The 16,917-nt window shown below is 49.6% G+C and carries 12 protein-coding genes and 1 pseudogene; 4 read left to right on the forward strand and 9 right to left on the reverse strand.

Going from position 1 to position 16,917, the window contains the following annotated elements; genetic code table 11:
- Positions 1-100: 100 nt before the first annotated feature.
- Positions 101-2,284 (reverse strand): S9 family peptidase, encoded by a 2,184-nt coding sequence (locus QT397_20875; protein ID WNZ55293.1) that lies wholly within the window; start codon positions 2,282-2,284, stop codon positions 101-103.
- 84 nt (positions 2,285-2,368) lie between these two features.
- Positions 2,369-3,748 (reverse strand): SLC13 family permease, encoded by a 1,380-nt coding sequence (locus QT397_20880; GenBank protein WNZ55294.1) that lies wholly within the window; start codon positions 3,746-3,748, stop codon positions 2,369-2,371.
- A 397-nt stretch (positions 3,749-4,145) separates the two neighbouring features.
- Here QT397_20880 and QT397_20885 point away from each other — a divergent pair, with 397 nt between their 5' ends.
- Positions 4,146-4,742, forward strand: a complete 597-nt coding sequence (locus tag QT397_20885) for an SLATT domain-containing protein (protein ID WNZ55295.1) — start codon at positions 4,146-4,148, stop codon at positions 4,740-4,742.
- A 74-nt stretch (positions 4,743-4,816) separates the two neighbouring features.
- The gene (locus QT397_20890; GenBank protein ID WNZ55296.1) at positions 4,817-5,317 is read left to right on the forward strand and encodes a TrmH family RNA methyltransferase; all 501 of its coding nucleotides are present in this window, start codon (positions 4,817-4,819) and stop codon (positions 5,315-5,317) included.
- On the opposite strand, the gene QT397_20895 is transcribed toward QT397_20890, so the two are convergent.
- From QT397_20895 to purL, 3 genes and pseudogenes are all read right to left on the reverse strand, one after another.
- Positions 5,314-6,198: an aldo/keto reductase gene (locus tag QT397_20895; protein WNZ55297.1), complete on the reverse strand. Its 885-nt coding sequence runs from the start codon at positions 6,196-6,198 to the stop codon at positions 5,314-5,316. The two genes, QT397_20890 and QT397_20895, sit on opposite strands and share 4 nt — an antisense overlap.
- Before the next feature lie 203 nt (positions 6,199-6,401).
- Positions 6,402-6,725, reverse strand: coding sequence for a TfoX/Sxy family protein (locus tag QT397_20900; protein WNZ55298.1), 324 nt, complete (start codon positions 6,723-6,725; stop codon positions 6,402-6,404).
- A 394-nt stretch (positions 6,726-7,119) separates the two neighbouring features.
- Positions 7,120-10,984 (reverse strand): annotated as a pseudogene (gene purL / locus QT397_20905) (phosphoribosylformylglycinamidine synthase).
- Positions 10,985-11,397: 413 nt separating this feature from the next.
- On the opposite strand from purL, the gene mltF reads away from it, so the two are divergent.
- Positions 11,398-12,876: a membrane-bound lytic murein transglycosylase MltF gene (gene mltF, locus QT397_20910; GenBank protein ID WNZ55299.1), complete on the forward strand. Its 1,479-nt coding sequence runs from the start codon at positions 11,398-11,400 to the stop codon at positions 12,874-12,876.
- 94 nt (positions 12,877-12,970) lie between these two features.
- Positions 12,971-13,375, forward strand: coding sequence for a hypothetical protein (locus QT397_20915; GenBank protein ID WNZ55300.1), 405 nt, complete (start codon positions 12,971-12,973; stop codon positions 13,373-13,375).
- A gap of 25 nt (positions 13,376-13,400) precedes the next feature.
- Here the strand turns inward: QT397_20915 and QT397_20920 are convergent, their stop codons facing one another.
- Genes QT397_20920 through QT397_20935 form a run of 4 tightly spaced genes read right to left on the reverse strand, consistent with a single transcriptional unit; the run spans position 13,401 to position 16,887 of the window.
- The gene (locus QT397_20920; protein WNZ55301.1) at positions 13,401-14,054 is read right to left on the reverse strand and encodes a TIGR04282 family arsenosugar biosynthesis glycosyltransferase; all 654 of its coding nucleotides are present in this window, start codon (positions 14,052-14,054) and stop codon (positions 13,401-13,403) included.
- Positions 14,047-14,721: a TIGR04283 family arsenosugar biosynthesis glycosyltransferase gene (locus tag QT397_20925; protein ID WNZ55302.1), complete on the reverse strand. Its 675-nt coding sequence runs from the start codon at positions 14,719-14,721 to the stop codon at positions 14,047-14,049. The genes QT397_20920 and QT397_20925 overlap by 8 nt, the downstream gene beginning before the upstream one ends.
- On the reverse strand, positions 14,721-16,196 hold the full coding sequence (locus QT397_20930; GenBank protein WNZ55303.1) for an FAD-dependent oxidoreductase: 1,476 nt from the start codon (positions 16,194-16,196) through the stop codon (positions 14,721-14,723). The genes QT397_20925 and QT397_20930 overlap by 1 nt, the downstream gene beginning before the upstream one ends.
- 7 nt (positions 16,197-16,203) lie before the next feature.
- Positions 16,204-16,887 (reverse strand): TVP38/TMEM64 family protein, encoded by a 684-nt coding sequence (locus QT397_20935; protein WNZ55304.1) that lies wholly within the window; start codon positions 16,885-16,887, stop codon positions 16,204-16,206.
- Positions 16,888-16,917 lie beyond the last annotated feature (30 nt).

The following is a 16,917-nucleotide window of genomic DNA, read 5'->3' on the forward strand; positions in this document are numbered from 1 at the left end:
CTAGCTCCCCTTTATTTACATGATACTTAAGTAGAGATATAAAAAATAATTAGCTACCCATAATCAGACCTATATCTCTAAAATAAGCATAATATATTTATTACTTAACCTTCTTATCAGTCTCTCCAGTTTTGTACCCAAGTAAATCGAGGTAAAATGCATACTGTAAAGCGGTCTCCTTATAGCGACGGAAACGACCCGAAGAGCCACCGTGACCTGCTTCCATATTGGTATTGAATAACAACTGATTTTCATCGGTCTTCAATTCACGTAACTTTGCCACCCATTTCATTGGCTCAAAGTATTGCACCTGGGAATCATGTAGCCCAGTGGTTACCAACATATTGGGGTAATCCTGAGCTTTCACCTGGTCATAGGGAGAATAGGAAAGCATATATTCATAACTATCCTTATTATTAGGGTTTCCCCACTCGTCATACTCATTAACAGTCAGGGGAATTGACTCATCAAGCATGGTAGTTACCACATCAACAAATGGCACCGCCGCAGTAACTCCCCTGTACAAATCCGGCTCCATATTGACTACCGCGCCCATCAACAGCCCCCCGGCACTACCACCTGAAGCAAAGATCTTATCAGGGGCCCCATATTTTAATTTCCCCAACGCCTTGGTAACATCGATAAAATCAGTGAAAGTATTCTTTTTATTGAACATCTTTCCATCTTCGTACCAAGCACGTCCCAGTTTTTGGCCTCCACGGATATGGGCAATAGCAAATACAAAGCCTCGATCAAGTAAGGACACCACTGAAGAGCGGAACCAGGGATCAACGGTGCTGCCGTATGAGCCATAGGCATATTGCAGTAATGGATTAGAGCCATCTTTCTTAAACTTATCTTTACGATAAACCAAAGATACCGGCACCTTAACACCATCTCGTGCCGCTACCAGGATACCCTCGCTCTGATAGTGCTCTGGGTCAAAACCACCAAGAACTTTGTCTTGCTTAAGCAATTCCAAATCGCCACTATCCAGCTTGGCTTCATAGATACTATTTGGTGTCGTTAAACTCGAATAAGACACTCGAACACTCTCTGAGTCCAAGTTTGGATTTGAACTCAAGCCCAGCCTGTATACTGGATCATTAAACCCGACTTGAAGATCCTTATTATTCTCTAAATTAATGAGTCGGAGACCTGTTTGCCCCGCTTTTCGTTCTATTACTGCCAGATGATGATCAAATAAAGTGAAATCTTCCAACAAAACCTCACTACTATGAGGTATGACTTCCTGCCAATTAGATTTATCTGCAGCATCCTCCATGGCAACCTTCATAAGGCGGAAGTTTTCAGCTTGCCAGTTAGTCATGATATAAAAATCATTCCCTAACTTTAGCGCTGAATACTCATGGTCCTGTTCCCGGGGGTATAAGGGAGCAAAATCAGCGAGAGGGGTGTTTGCGTCCAGGATTGACTGGCCACTGCTAGTTGTAGAACTGTGGTGAATGCGTATCAGCTCTCCATCCCGGGATTTGGAAATCCACGTATAGAAAGCCTTATCCATCTCTTCGTAAACAACAACATCTTCACTCTGTGGCGTGCCCAACTTATGGCGCATTACCTGATAGCCGAGCAGAGTTTGATGGTCTTTATTGATATAGAAGACAGTTTGGTTATCGTTTGCCCAAACCGCAACTGGTGAAGCATTTTCCAATTTATCTGGCAGCATCTCACCAGTCTTTAAGTTCTTGAAGCGAATCGTGTAAACACGGCGCCCAACGCTATCTTCAGGATATGCTACCAATTGATTACTGGGAGAAACGGCCAGGCGCCCTACACTAAAGTAGCCGTGGCCTTCAGCCAGTGCATTCACATCCAGCATAACCTCTTCATCTGCTTCCTGGGTACCTTTACGTCGCGCGTGGATCGCGTATTCTTTCTCGGGAAGATAGCGGCTGTAATACCAATAACCATTATAATAAACGGGGACCGTTGATTTATCTTTCTCCAGACGGCCAGTCATTTCCTCAAAGAGTAATTCCTGTAACTCTTTGGTGTGGTGCATTACCGAATCGGTATAAGCATTTTCTGCTTCCAGATGAGCAATAACATCTGGCGCCTTACGTTCATCGTCGCGCATCCAGTAGTAATTATCGATGCGCTCATGGCCATGCATAACCATTTTATGGGGCACCTTCTTGGCTACAGGAGCGGAAGCCTGTTCGCTAAAAAAGGTTTTGTTCTCTGCTACTTGGTTATTTTCTGTCTCGCCACACCCTACTAAACCAAGGGTGAGCAACAGTGTTGCTGTGGTTTTATTCATCGAACTCTATCTCCCCTATCTATTTTTCTTTTATCCATTCGCCTGCTTATGCACATCTCACGCTGGCTATGATATAGACAAACACTAACCAGCCAGGATCAACCAGCTCATCCCCGCTATTATCAGCGATGCCGTCACACTAAGTATCGCGCCCTCTCGAACCATATCCTGTATACGTACTTTACCGGTTCCATACGCAATCGCATTAGGCGCTGTAGCTACAGGCAACATAAATGCACAACTGGCACTCATCGCCGCAGGTATCATCAGCACCATGGGCTCAAAACCCGCTGAAGTGGCGGCTACAGCTAAAATTGGCATAAGTAGGGTTGCCGTAGCTGTATTGCTGGTTATCTCTGTCAAGAAGGTCACACTAAGGCATAGAATTACCAACAACAACCACAGTGGCATCGCCGTCAGGAAAGAAAGACCGTTGCCGAGCATATCGCTCAGTCCGGAACTGGAGAAACCTTTTGCTAGCGCTATACCACCAGCAAACAGTAATAGCATTCCCCAGGGGATCGTCTCTGCCGTCTGCCAATCCAGCAAGCGCCCTCCCTTACCGTTGGGCACTAGAAACATAGCGACAACGGCTGCTAGAGCCACGGTTCCATCACCGGCAGCATCAATACCTATCAATTCGCTCCAACCACCAAACGGTGCATTGCGAGTAACCCATAGGAGAATTGCCACACCGAAAACCATTAAAGTTCGCTTTTCCTCTTGCCTCCACTCTCCCACTTGAGGGGGCTCAATATCATTTTTCAGATGCACATGACGGGTCAGCCAGAGGGCCATTATAGGCAGCGTCACCAAAGCAACTGGGACTCCTATTTTCATCCAGCCCAGGAAGCTAAACTCTCGTCCGGTTACTTCCTCGTATATTCCCATAAAAATAACATTGGGCGGCGTGCCCAGAGGAGTACCTACCCCACCCAGACTTGCGGCATAGGCAATACCCAGGATCAGGGCAATACTTAAGCGCTCGTTGTCGATCTTACTGAGAATTGCCAGGGCTATAGGCAGCATCATCAATGTGGTAGCAGTGTTGGAAATCCACATGCTCAGGAAGCCTGCTGCCAGCATAAATCCGAGCACCAGCCTGCGGCCGCTGGAGACGCCCACAATACGCAACATATACAGGGCAAGGCGCTCGTGGGCCCCACTTTTCTCCAGGGCCTTGGACAAAATAAAGGCCCCCATCAGCAACAGAATGACATGACTTCCCAAGGAAGCTGCCACCTCCCGATGATCCGCTACTCCAAATAGAGGCAAGAGGACAAAAGGCACCAGTGACGTTGCGGGGATTGGAAGTGCTTCCGTTATCCACCAGATCACAGTTAACAAGGTAATTGCAGCAGTTACTGCCGGTAGATACTGCATCCCCAACGCTGATAAAAAGAAATAGAAGGCCACAGCAAAAAGAGGCCCCAAAACTATAAAGCGCTGCCGCGCGATTGACATACCTGCCCCCAACTACTCAAGGGTTTAATTTTTATAAGTTTGAATCTTGGGAGGGGGATAAACTCCTCGGTCAAGATGGCCGATAAAAATACAAGAAACTGGTCCTTTTGCGCAGCTCTTTTTATTCCTAGAGTAAAATTCCCTCATGGAATTGGGTGTTACACCGTTGAATCCCTTAAATAGCTGATGTTCAGTGATCAAATAGCAATCTATGTAACTGAAGGCATTTCGAGCAGCAAGGGTATGCAATCACTTACGCGAACCCCAAAATATGGACATACCTGACTATCAAGACTGAAAAACTAGCCCTTTGTACCATCACTTTTGTACATCTCGCTGGCATCCGTCAAACTATCGCCCACAATAGCTAGTAGTAGAATGAGGGCGGAAAGGAATCATGAGCAATATACCCAACACTGTGGAAGTCCTGGAGAAGCTCCGCTGGAATGCCCACCTGTGCAAACACAGCCACTTCCGAGCCTCCATGAAGGGGCGCAATTTGCATGTGCTTTGCGGGGTGCCCATCGTTGTCGTCAACCTGTTCCTCGGTTCGCTTTTCTTCTCCCTGATCAATGCAGAGCTGCCTGATTGGACCAAGTGGAGTGGTGCGGCGCTGGCCCTGCTGGCCGCGCTATTGGGCGGCGTGCAAACTTTCTTCAATTTTAAGAAAAACTATGAGGGACATCGGCAGGTAGGCAACGAGTACCTGGCAATCGCCAGGGAGTGCGAGCGGCTGATCGCCCTTTACTTCGACGATATCCTGGATCTTGAGCATCTATCCAAGAAGATCTCAGAACTGAATACACGCTACAGTGAAATCAACCAGCGAGCGGAAGAGTTTATTGTCTCAGATAAGGTATACAGGCAAGCGGTGCATATCCAGAATCAAAAGGCCAACCGGGAGCCCTCTCTGGTAGAGCAGATGCGTAATCGCCAGGCCACTGCGCAAAGAGTCGCCGAGGAGGCTCTCGAAATCGCAGAGAGCAGTCACTAACTCCCCCATCAATACCGCAACATTATCCTGGGGAAGTGGAAACTTCCCTACTTCCTATAGTAACAAATCGAAAAATGCAGACAGATCACAGTAGTCATCAACCCAGTAAAAACACTTACCCATTATGCTATTTAGCCACCGATATCGGCACACCGAGCAATGTCGGCGGCCTATTTCGTATCGCCGATGCACTCGGCGTAGAGAAAATTTATTTAACCGGTGAAAGCCTGGTTCCACCTAATTCCAAAATTCGAAAAGTTTCCCGGTCTACAGAAAAGTACGTTCCCTACGAATATCACTCATCTGCAGTCAATATCGCGCAAACCTTAAAAAATAAGGGCTATCGATTAATTTGTCTGGAGATTGCCTCAAACAGCGTCGAACTCAAAGATACCCCCGTTTCCAAAGGGGATAAAATATGTTTGGTATTGGGCTCTGAAAAGGATGGAGTTACCCCTGAACTCCTTGAACTGGCAGATGCTGTGGTACACATACCTATGCAGGGTATCAATTCCTCAATGAATGTTACTTCCGCCTGCGCTATAGCGACCTATGCTTTGTTGGAAAAAATTTAATCGGGCACTTTGACCATTATATTTTTCTGATTAACATAATCGGGATCACCGCCCAACCTTTTATTGCAGTTCAATCCATTAATTGCCTGGATCTCCGCATTGCTCAAATTAAAATCAGATATTAAGAAGTTATTGCGTATGTGATCCAGGCTTTCCGCCTTGGGAATAACTATGCGATGCTGCTGGATATTCCACTTAAGGATAACCTGCCCCGAAGTCACCCCATGATTATTCGCAATGTCCACAATTACTGGATCTATGAGAGGTTTTTCATGAGCCTCGACACCGCTCCATGTAGATCCCGACCCCAAAGGAGACCAGCTGCAAATCGCAATTTTATGGAACTGGCAATAATCTACTAAAGGCTGCTGAGTAAAATAGGGATGCAGTTCAATTTGATTACAAACAGGGCGCACTTCCGAGAAAGTCGCCAGTTGTTCAATATCAGATTTACGAAAGTTTGACACCCCCAGGGCCCGCACTTTTTTCTGCTGGTAAAGCGCCTCCATTGCACCCCAGGTCTCCCGGGTATAGGCCGGCATGGGCCAATGGATCAGATATAGGTCCAGGTATTCCAGCTGCAAACGCTCTAGGCTACGGGCAAATGCATCGTGAGTTTTATTGGTTCCCTGCTCCGTATCCCAAACTTTACTGGTAATAAAAAGCTCTTCCCTCGCTAGGCCGGATTCTTTGATCGCTCTTCCCAGAGCTCGCTCATTTCCATAGACCGATCCTGTGTCAAAATGACGATATCCCACTGACATGGCTTTCAAGATAACTTCTGTTACATACTCATCATCCTGCTGCCAGCTGCCAATCGCAGCCATTCCCATGCCGAGCTGAGGTATCTCTACACCGTTATTCAATTCGAGAAAATACATAATCAATATCCTTTCAGACTACTGAGCGGTAAATCAGCAAGGACCAAGAGGGAATAGAACCGGGGTCACATTTATTTCGCTGAGTGTAGGCCGTACAGAAGTCAACGCGTAGAAAACAGCGAACTCACGCCAACTCCTGACTGCTAATCACTCACCATGCAATAAAAAGAAACTAATTTGCTAAGTTCAGTGAATATAAGCGATTATTTTGGAGGAAGTGAGCCCGCAAATACCGCTCCACGACTGACCCAGTTATCCAAATCCTCTGCGACAGCATCTTCTTCCACATACACCATGCCTTTTAAGGGGCGCCCGGTGTAATCCATAGGCCGGGTATAGCGTTCGGCCAACGCAGTTTGATACTCATCAGGCCCAACCCGGACCATCAACTCCTCTCCAACAACCCCACAGGCCATATTGCCATTCAACATAAAAGCGAGACCTCCAAACATCTGCTTTTCACTGAGGCCTTCATTTCCCTGAAGTAATTTGCGCACTTTTTCAGCCAGAGTTTCGCTGTACGCCATAGTTTTCTCCTTAATCACTTTTACCAGGCAGGAATACCCCCTCAGAAACTGCTTTTTTCTGAAAAGGTTAAAAACGATGAAATTTGAAAAGAATCGAGCGGAATTAAATGTGAACCCTAATCCCAGCAAGACATTGGATGGAGCAATGAGCAAGTAAACTGCAAATACAACAGATAACTGCACCATAGCAAAAACGTTATTTCGAATAATCGTTTAAGTATAGCAGTAGCTGAAGTTTCTACTTTAAGGAAGGGAAAAAATACGCCAGGAAATGAAAGGGCTGAAAAAAATTACAGAAATATTTCTATATTTGCTAAAGATTGTGGTGACCTGAAACGGCCACCACAATCTTTACGTGTACCTCGGCAGGCAAAAACCGAGGGAATGACTTGTCTTAGTCGACAAACACCCGCGCGTTACGGAACAAGCGCATCCAGCCGGAATCTTCTTTCCACTCATCTGGATGCCAGCTATTGCTGACAGCTCGAGCAACACGCTCAGGATGCGGCATCATAATAGTCACGCGGCCATCCTCAGAACTCAGAGAGGTAATACCATTTACCGAGCCGTTGGGGTTGGCCGGATAAGTTTGGGTAATTTCCCCTTTGTTATTCAGGTAGCGCATCGCGATAGTGCCGGAAGCTTCACACTTCTCGAGCGCCTGCTGGTCAGCAAACTCCACTCGCCCCTCACCATGAGCAACGGCAACCGGCATGTAAGTACCCGCCATACCTTTAAACAACACGGAAGGTGAGTCTTCAATGCCTACCAGTGCGAAGCGCGCTTCATACTGCTCAGAGAGGTTGCGCACAAAGCGCGGCCAGTGATCAGCACCTGGTATCAGCTCTTTGATCACCGAGAACATCTGGCAACCGTTACACACCCCCAAGCCGAAGGTATCGTTGCGATTGAAGAAGCCCTCAAACTGATCGCGGGCACGATCGTTAAAGAGGATGGTTTTAGCCCACCCCTCACCAGCACCCAGTACGTCGCCGTAAGAGAAGCCACCACAGCCCACCAAACCTTTGAACTCATCCAACGCTACACGGCCAGACAGGATGTCACTCATATGTACGTCGACAGCGTTAAAGCCAGCGCGGTGGAAAGAGTGCGCCATTTCCACTTGGCTATTCACGCCCTGCTCTCGCAGTACAGCAACTTTCGGGCGAACACCTTTAGCGATATAAGGTGCGCTGATATCGTCGTTGATATCGAAAGTGAGGTTTACTGTCAGGCCCGGGTCTTCTTTGGCTATTGCAGCGAATTCCTGCTCGGCACACTCGGCGTTATCGCGCAGGGACTGGATACGGTAGCTGGTTTCCGACCAGATCTGCTGCAATTCAGCACGGGAGCGCTTGAAGATTTCAACACCGTTATTAGTGATGCACAGGTGTTCGTTATTGTTCAGGTAACCGATCTTGTGGGTGGGTACACCCACAGCGGCAAAGCGCTGTACCAGCATATCCGCTTCACAGGCGGGAACCTGCAATACCGCACCCAGCTCTTCACTGAACAGCGCCGCAATCGGGTCTTCACCCAATTCGTAGATTTCCACATCCATACCCACGCGGCCGGCAAAGCCCATTTCCGCCAGGGTTGTAAACAGACCGCCGTCAGCGCGGTCGTGGTAGGCCATGATCAGGTCTTCATTCAGAGCCTGCTGTACCACCTCGAAGAAACCTTTCAGCTTCTTGGCATCGTCCAGGTCTGCGGGCTTGTCACCCAGCTCGTTGTAGACCTGCGTCAGACAGGAGCCGCCCAAGCGATTTTTGCCGGCACCCAGATCGATAAACAGTAACTCACTCTCACCTTTATCGGTGCGCAGCTGCGGTGTCACTGTCTTGCGGACATCAGTTACCGGAGTAAAGGCAGAAATTACCAGAGACAGCGGTGCAGTAACCGATTTCTGCTCGCCCTCTTCCTCCCAGGCAGTGCGCATAGACATGGAATCCTTGCCCACCGGGATGGTAATGCCCAATTCAGGACACAACTCCATACCCACCGCTTCTACGGTTCGATAAAGTTTTTCCTCTTCACCCGGATGGCCCGCAGCACACATCCAGTTGGCGGAGAGTTTGATATCGGACAGTTGCTTCACTGGGGTACAGGCGATATTGGTAATTGCCTCACCCACTGCCAGGCGGCCCGAGGCCGGTGCATCCAGCAATGCCACCGGGGTGCGCTCACCCATAGACATGGCTTCGCCGGCGTAGCTGTCATAGGCAACGGTAGTTACCGCGCAATCAGCCACCGGCACCTGCCAGGGACCGACCATCTGATCGCGGGAAACCTGACCGGTTACAGTGCGGTCACCGATAGTGATCAGGAAGCTCTTGCTAGCCACTGTGGGCAGGCGCAGCACCCGCTCAGCCGCTTCATTCAGGTCGATATCTGCTGTGGAAAATGCCTTACTTTCCACCTGGCGAGTTTCTGCTTCACGGTGCATGCGCGGCGGCTTGCCGAACAACACCGACATCGGCAGGTCTACAGGCTTGGATTCAAACTTCTTGTCATTTAACAGCAGGTGCTTGTCTTCGGTAGCTTCACCGACAACGGCGTAAGGCGCGCGCTCACGCTCACAGATTTGCTCGAAGCGCTCCAGGTCTTCCGGCATCACTGCCAATACATAGCGTTCCTGGGATTCGTTACACCAGATTTCCAGCGGGCTCATACCCGGCTCATCACAGGGCACATTGCGCAGTTCAAAATTACCGCCGGTACCGCCATCTTTCACCAACTCGGGGAAAGCATTGGACAAACCGCCCGCACCCACATCGTGGATAAAGGCAATGGGGTTGCTCTCACCCAACTGCCAGCACTGGTCGATCACCTCTTGGCAGCGACGCTCGATTTCCGGGTTTTGGCGCTGTACTGAAGCGAAATCCAGATCTTCAGAGCTGGAGCCGCTGGCCATACTGGAGGCTGCACCACCACCGAGGCCAATCAACATCGCCGGGCCACCCAGCACTACCAGTTTTGCGCCAGGGGAAAACTCGGGCTTGTCTACATGCTCTTCGCGGATATTGCCGTACCCACCAGCCAACATGATCGGCTTGTGATAGCCGCGACGCTCGCCATCGAAATTTTCTTCAAAGGTACGGAAGTAACCGCAGATATTCGGGCGGCCAAACTCATTGTTAAATGCTGCACCACCGATCGGGCCTTCGATCATAATATCCAGAGCGGTAACAATACGCTCAGGCTTGCCATAGTTGGCTTCCCAAGGCTGCTCCCAGCCGGGAATGCGCAAGTTGGAAACCGTAAAACCGGTCAGGCCCACTTTTGGTTTGGAGCCACGGCCAACTGCACCTTCATCACGAATTTCACCACCGGCCCCGGTACCAGCACCGGAGAAAGGAGCAATCGCGGTAGGGTGATTGTGGGTTTCCACTTTCATCAGCAGATGAATGGCTTCAGTGCTGAAACCGTATTCCTTGCTGTCAGGATCCGGGTAGAAACGCCCCGCTTCGCTACCAGTAACGACGGCTGCATTATCCGCATAGGCGGACAACACATTGTCCCCCCTTCTGGTAGGTATTCTTGATCATGCCGAATAGGGAGTGCGGCATTTCTTCGCCGTCGATGGTCCAGGAGGCATTGAAGATCTTGTGGCGGCAGTGCTCGGAGTTTGCCTGGGCAAACATCATCAGCTCTACATCTGTGGGATTGCGCTCCAGCTCTTGGAAACTGGTGAGCAGGTAATCAATCTCATCTTCGGCCAAGGCCAAGCCCAAGGTGACATTGGCATCTTCCAGAGCTTCGCGACCGCCCTCGAGAATATCCACACCGCGCAACGGGCGCGGCGCTTCTTCCACAAATAATTGCTCAGCTTGAGCAAAATCGGTGAATACCGCTTCAACCATACGATCGTGTAAGCGGGAGGCCAGCACAAGGCGTTCAGCTTCGGTTAACTCGACACCAGTAACGTAGTAGGCGATGCCACGCTCCAGGCGATGAACTTTGTTCAGGCCAGTGTTATGAGCAATGTCAGTAGCCTTGGAAGCCCAGGGAGAAATTGTGCCCGGACGCGGCACTACCAGGATCAACTCGCCTTTCGGCTCGTGCTTTTCCTCGGTTGGGCCGTATTGGAGCAGTCGCTCCAGCAGGGCCATCTCCTGGTTATCCAGTGAGTCGCTGTCTGCAAAGTGAACGAACTCAGCGTAGAGATCGTCGATGGTCGGTTGCAGCGCGCGCAGTTGATTGAGCAGGTTTTTATGGCGGAATTTCGACAGTGCAGGAGCACCACGCAGAACTAACATTGCGGGAGATAGCCTCTTGTCTAAATGAGAAAGATTGCGCGAATGGGATTTCGCACAAGGCCCCGGAAATTTGAGAGGCGCAATTGTACCTGAAGCATCGCTACTCCAACACACCCGCCCGACACTTGGGTACACATGAACTAATTAGTAACCTGAATGTTCAAAAGACCAGCAAGCTTGGCTGTAAATAAACCAACTTTGTATCAAAGTCAGGCTCGCCTACCTAAGTCTGTAATGCTTTGCAAGCGCGCAGATCACAGTGTTCAAAAGACAAACTGGGCAGATTGTCGTCAAATAATGTAAAATTGGCGGACTGCGTCAAATTTTGCCCTCGTACTTGAGAGCGAAATCGACATACAGGGCCTTAGGCACAACAGCAAATAAACCAACGGACTAGCTAGAGAGGACAGCCTATGATGATGAAAAGCCGTATGCTGCGCTACGTCCGCCGTGTGTGCAAAGGGATCGCCTTGTCCTGCTGCGCCTCCCTGCTGGTTGCCAGTAAAGCACCGAATACACTCGAGCGTGTCAAAGCCACCGGTGAATTGGTTGTCCTGTCACAAAACGGCCCCACCACTTATTACGAAGACGCCTCCGGCAACCCGACGGGCTTTGAATACGGCATGCTGCGTGCATTTGCTGAGGAGCTGGGGGTGAAATTGGTAATTCGCGACGTGCACGATCTGGACGAAATGTTCGATCAGCTGCGCGACCCGGAGGGTGGTGCGCACTTCGCGGCTGCCGGCCTCACGGTAACTCCAGAGCGTCGCGAACAAGTCCGCTTTACCCCATCCTATTTTGAGATTCGCCAACAGGTTATCTACCGAGTTGGCGAACAGCGGCCGCGTAAAACTAGCGATCTCGAAGGAAAAAAGGTCGCCGTCATTGCCGGTAGTGCTCACGCAGAAGAAATGAAGAAACTCTCCACCCGCTATACCGAGTTGGATTGGGAGGAAGTCTCCGACGTGGACGCCATGGAATTGGTGGAGATGGTGCAGGAAGGAAAATACAATTATGCAATTGTGGATTCCAACGCTTACGCAGTTCACCGCGGCCTTTACCCAAACACTGCAGTTGCGTTCAACCTCACCCAATTCCAACCGGTTTCCTGGGCCTTCCCACAAAGTGATGACGACAGCCTATATCGCAGTGCACGCCGCTTTATGTTGCGCGCCAATACCAATGGCATGATTGCCCAGTTGCGGGAAGAATTTTTCGGCCACGTCAGCGACCTAAATGTGGGCGGCGCCAAAGCCTTTGCCAAGCGCAGCCGCGAGCGCCTGCCCCAGTGGCGCGGCACCATGCAAAAGGTTGCCGACCAATATGACCTCGACTGGCACTTACTCGCGGCCCTCAGCTACCAGGAATCCTATTGGAATCCGCGTGCCCGCTCTCGCACCGGTGTACGCGGCCTGATGATGCTGACTCTGAACACCGCAAAAGATCTCGGTGTAAACCGCCTAAACCCCGAAGAGAGCATTGAGGGTGGTGCCCGCTATATCGTACAAATCCGCAACAAACTGCCGGATCGCATTCGCGAGCCCGACAGAACCTGGATGGCACTGGCTGCCTACAACGTAGGCTATGGCCACCTTGAGGATGCCCGGGTACTGACAGAACGAATGGGCGGCAATCCAGATCTTTGGCCCGATGTGCGCGAACACCTGCCCCTTCTGGCCAAGCGTCAGTATTACAAGACCACCAAACACGGCTATGCCCGAGGCTGGGAACCGGTGACTTATGTACAGAATATCCGCCACTATCAAGCCCTTCTGAGCTGGAGTAGCCGCATTGAGGAACAACGACTGGCCGCAGCCAATGATGAAAACGGCGGGATCCTTGCTGAGAACAGCGCAGTGAATTCCGAAGCCAGCGCCGCCCCCGCTCTCTAATCCCCCTCTAGGCCAGCTTAGCCTGGCCGAAGAAAGCCCCAAATATCTCCACCTTAATCTATATTCATCTGGTCCCGGTTGGAGTGCCTGAGCGATGGATAATCCAGATACGGTAAGAGAGATCGAGCAGTTTATTGACTACCTCGTGCAGGCCGGGGTGTACTGCAGAGAAGACGAACTGGAAAGTGTCTACCACCGGGAAATGGAGGTCTTCATACTAGATCCTTCGGACCGGGTCACGGTGGCAGACAAAACGGCCTTCATCAATATGTTTAAAGCCAAGCGTGACGCGGGTGAACTACCTCTCAACGACTGGAAAAAAATTCACCGCATAGTGGCAAATGAAAACAGTGCTTTAGTAATCTTCTCGCGAAAAAACAATTTGGCTGGCCAGGAGCAACTGTTAAAACTGGCGATAGATTTGGTGTATGAAAATGGGCGCTGGCAGGTCACGAGGGAAGTTATATTCCTAGAGCCAGCACTTCCTGGTTCAAGCTAGAAATACTCCTTACTCTCAATTGCTTTTAATCTGCTTCCCGAAAATCTGCCAGATTCATCGAAAGAGCTCTAGGTAAAAACTGCAAATCCTCAGGTTCATCAATATCCGCAAGCACATCCAATTGCTGACAGCGCATATCACATTCCAGTAATCGCTCCAGGGTTTGCTGGGCAACGACTTCAGTACTCCAACATATATCTTCAAACAAGCGAGAATGCAGGTACTTCAAGCCCAACAGGGTGTAGCCACCATCATTTGCGGGATACATAACAGAGTCCGTGTGCACTAGCGCCACAGCTGCGGCTCGGATTCTTTCTGCATTTAATGCCGGACAATCTGTCCCCAATAAAAAGAGCCCCTGGCCAGCGGCATAAGAACTTTTCGCTGCCCGCCACAAGCGCTGACCGAGATCACCTTCTGACTGGCTGTATAGCTTTACCCCCTGAGGCAACTTGAACTCCTGCCAAAAAGGGTGCCTGGAGTTAGGCGCAACATGCAGCTCGACAGGGCCCAGATTCGCCTTAACCGCTTCTGCCAATGTATCCTGCAATAACTGTAATGCGAGAGCGGCTGCGCCCTTCTCTCCCAAAGTAGGAATTAGCCGAGTTTTTGCATACCCTGGCAACGGAGCCTTAGCCATCACTACAAGACGCATGGGCGGCAATAGAAAACTACTCATAGCGTTTTGCCAAACTCTCTGCTGATACGCCCCGCCAGTAATCAAAACGCAATCGCCACATCAATAAAATGGTTCTCAATACGCCGTACTTTTCCCAGCGACGCCCTGAGGTTTCTACTTTTTCACGAGAACAATAGGGCCAGTAATAACTGCGCAAACGGCGACTCAGCTCAATATCTTCCATCAACGGCTGCGCAGGGAATCCACCGATAGTTTCGAACAAACCACGGCGCACAAAAATGGCCTGATCCCCTGTAGCAATACCACTAAAACGAGAGCGTAAATTAACTAAAGTCGCAATCAAGGGAAACCAAAAACTGTGTCCGACAATTTGAATATTAAAACGCCCCCAGTGGGCATTCTCCTTTTCGAGGTTTGTGATGGACTTGAGGGCATCTGCGGGTAGACGGCTATCGGCATGCAAAAACACTAACCACTGACCTTTAGCCATTAACGCACCGGCATTCATCTGAACCGCCCTACCCCGAGTGGCGTGGACCAGCTGCAAACCAGACTGCTCTAGGGTCTCAACACTACCATCGGTACTGCCGCCGTCTACGACAATAACCTCACAATCTTCCTGCACGCTCAATTGCTGCAAGTGCTCCAGTAAAGAGGCTATGTGTTCCTTTTCATTTAATAGAGGAACTATCACACTGAATTGCATTAGTTGCGCCTCCAGCGGTTAAAAACCTCTAAGAAACGTAAAATAGCTGCTGGTGCGTGAGCACGTTTCCAATTGCCCGCGACAAATTTATTGGCTTCACTCATGGTCGGATAGATATGGATGGTTGAGAGAATTTTATTCAACCCCAACCCATGCTTCATCGCTAAAATAAACTCCGCAATTAGTTCTGCAGCATTTTCCCCAACAATAGAAACACCTAGTATTTTATCTTTTCCCGGCACCGTAAGGACTTTGACAAATCCTCGCCGCGCACCATCGACTATAGCTCGGTCCAAATGCTCGATATCATAGCGGGTTATCTCGTAATTCACTCCCTGCTCACTAGCAGTTTTTTCAGAAAGGCCTACAGTCGCCACTTCCGGATCGACAAATACAGCACTGGGAACCAGAGAGTAGTCTACGGCAAATTTTTTAATGTCACCGAAAAGGGCATTTACCGCTGCATACCAAGCTTGGTGTGAGGCCATATGGGTAAATTGGTATGGCCCTGCCACATCCCCAGCTGCAAGGATATGTGGATAGCGAGTTCGCAGGTAGCCATCAAGTTTCAACCTGCCATTATCCAGCAAGTCCAGGTTCTCGAGACCTTCGTCGGTTACTTTCGCCTTTCTGCCGAGAGCTAGTATCACCTCATCAAACTCGAGCTTAACCCTATCGCCCTTATTTTCTACAATGAGTATGCCTCCTTCTCGATCAGGAACACCTTCAAACTCAACAGCTTCGTGGTCTGTCAAAATTTTAACGCCATCCAGAGTAAGCGCCTCAGCGACGGCCGCAGATACGTCAGCATCCAACTCCAATAATATAGTGTCGGACCTCTCCACCAGAACCACTTCCGAACCCAACCTGGCCATGGCTTGTGCCAGCTCACAACCAATAGCTCCCCCACCCAGTAATACCAGCCTGTGGGGAGGGGTTTTTAACTGAGAAAACCGCTCCCATAAAGTATCACTGGTGAGGTAATTCACTTGATCGAGCCCAGGAAAAGGCGGAACACTCGGCTCGGCGCCAGTGGCTAGTACAATAGCCCTTGCCGTCAGGATTTTCTCCCCTCCACTATTTAATTGGGTTTTAACTGTCCAGGGATCGATAAGCTCTGCAGTTCCCTTGAGCACTTCAACCCCCAGCTCGTTATAGCGCTCCACACTATCATTGGGTTCAATAGTTTTAATCGACTCCTTGATATGTTGCATAACCCGGGGAAAATTAATTGTTGGCTCATGGAGTACAACCCCAAACTCACCCGCACATCTTGCCCTATGGGCCTGTCGCGCACACATAATCAATGCTTTACTGGGTACACAGCCGGTATTGAGACAATCTCCCCCCATTTTACCTGCTTCGATCAAAGTGACTCTTGCTTTTATCGCCGCAGAGATGTAAGCCGTAACCAGGCCCGCCGCACCACCACCAACGACAATTAAGTTACGATCAAACTTCTTAGGTTTCTGCATAATTAGATCATCCAGCCTGACGCCTGCGCTTAAGCCAGTTGAGCGCATATTTTGCAATTAAGGGAAACACACCCAATAGAACAAAAGACAATAACAGTGGCAAAGATAAAATATCCTTGAGATTTTCCACTCTCATCAACTGGGTGCCGGCATTTACGTAAACTATCGTACCCGCCAGCATTCCGAGCTGACTAACCCAGTAGAAAGTCCAGGCTTTAATATGGGTGAGCCCCATCAGGATATTAATTAGGAAAAAAGGGAAAGCCGGCACCAATCGCAGCGCAAAAAGGTAAAATGCCCCCTCCCGCTCAATTCCCTTATTGACGACTTGAAGCCGCTCGGAGAAACGCCCCTGAATATAGTCCCGGAATAAATATCGAGCCATTAAAAAGGCCAGGGTGGCACCGATACTGGAAGCAAAAGAAACGATTACAGTACCCCAGAAAAGACCGAACAATGCGCCGGCTGCAATAGTTAGAATTGCCGCCCCGGGAAGTGATAAGCCAGTCACCAAAATATAGAAGACCAGAAACAAAAACTCGACTAAAAGCGGTGACGACATCTGCCAGCGCTTAAAGTCCTCCGCTCCATCCTTTAACTTTTCCAGGCTCAACCAATGGTGTAGATCAAGCAAGTAGAAAGCCACCACCAATACGACAATAGCGGCTACCAGCAGGATTTTTTTACTCATCGTTTTCAGGTTCCATCTGCGTTAACAGAA

The sequence above is a fragment of the Microbulbifer sp. MKSA007 genome, from assembly GCA_032615215.1.
GTDB lineage: Bacteria > Pseudomonadota > Gammaproteobacteria > Pseudomonadales > Cellvibrionaceae > Microbulbifer.

Bases quoted from the DNA above. Each gene is read 5' to 3' on its own strand.
- QT397_20920 (WNZ55301.1), bottom strand. From the start codon at position 14,054: ATGAGTAGTTTTCTATTGCCGCCCATGCGTCTTGTAGTGATGGCTAAG.
- QT397_20935 (WNZ55304.1), bottom strand. From the start codon at position 16,887: ATGAGTAAAAAAATCCTGCTGGTAGCCGCTATTGTCGTATTGGTGGTG.
- QT397_20875 (WNZ55293.1), bottom strand. From the start codon at position 2,284: ATGAATAAAACCACAGCAACACTGTTGCTCACCCTTGGTTTAGTAGGG.
- QT397_20880 (WNZ55294.1), bottom strand. From the start codon at position 3,748: ATGTCAATCGCGCGGCAGCGCTTTATAGTTTTGGGGCCTCTTTTTGCT.
- QT397_20885 (WNZ55295.1), top strand. From the start codon at position 4,146: ATGAGCAATATACCCAACACTGTGGAAGTCCTGGAGAAGCTCCGCTGG.
- QT397_20890 (WNZ55296.1), top strand. From the start codon at position 4,817: ATGCAGACAGATCACAGTAGTCATCAACCCAGTAAAAACACTTACCCA.
- QT397_20895 (WNZ55297.1), bottom strand. From the start codon at position 6,198: ATGTATTTTCTCGAATTGAATAACGGTGTAGAGATACCTCAGCTCGGC.
- mltF (WNZ55299.1), top strand. From the start codon at position 11,398: ATGATGATGAAAAGCCGTATGCTGCGCTACGTCCGCCGTGTGTGCAAA.
- QT397_20900 (WNZ55298.1), bottom strand. From the start codon at position 6,725: ATGGCGTACAGCGAAACTCTGGCTGAAAAAGTGCGCAAATTACTTCAG.
- QT397_20925 (WNZ55302.1), bottom strand. From the start codon at position 14,721: ATGCAATTCAGTGTGATAGTTCCTCTATTAAATGAAAAGGAACACATA.
- QT397_20915 (WNZ55300.1), top strand. From the start codon at position 12,971: ATGGATAATCCAGATACGGTAAGAGAGATCGAGCAGTTTATTGACTAC.
- QT397_20930 (WNZ55303.1), bottom strand. From the start codon at position 16,196: ATGCAGAAACCTAAGAAGTTTGATCGTAACTTAATTGTCGTTGGTGGT.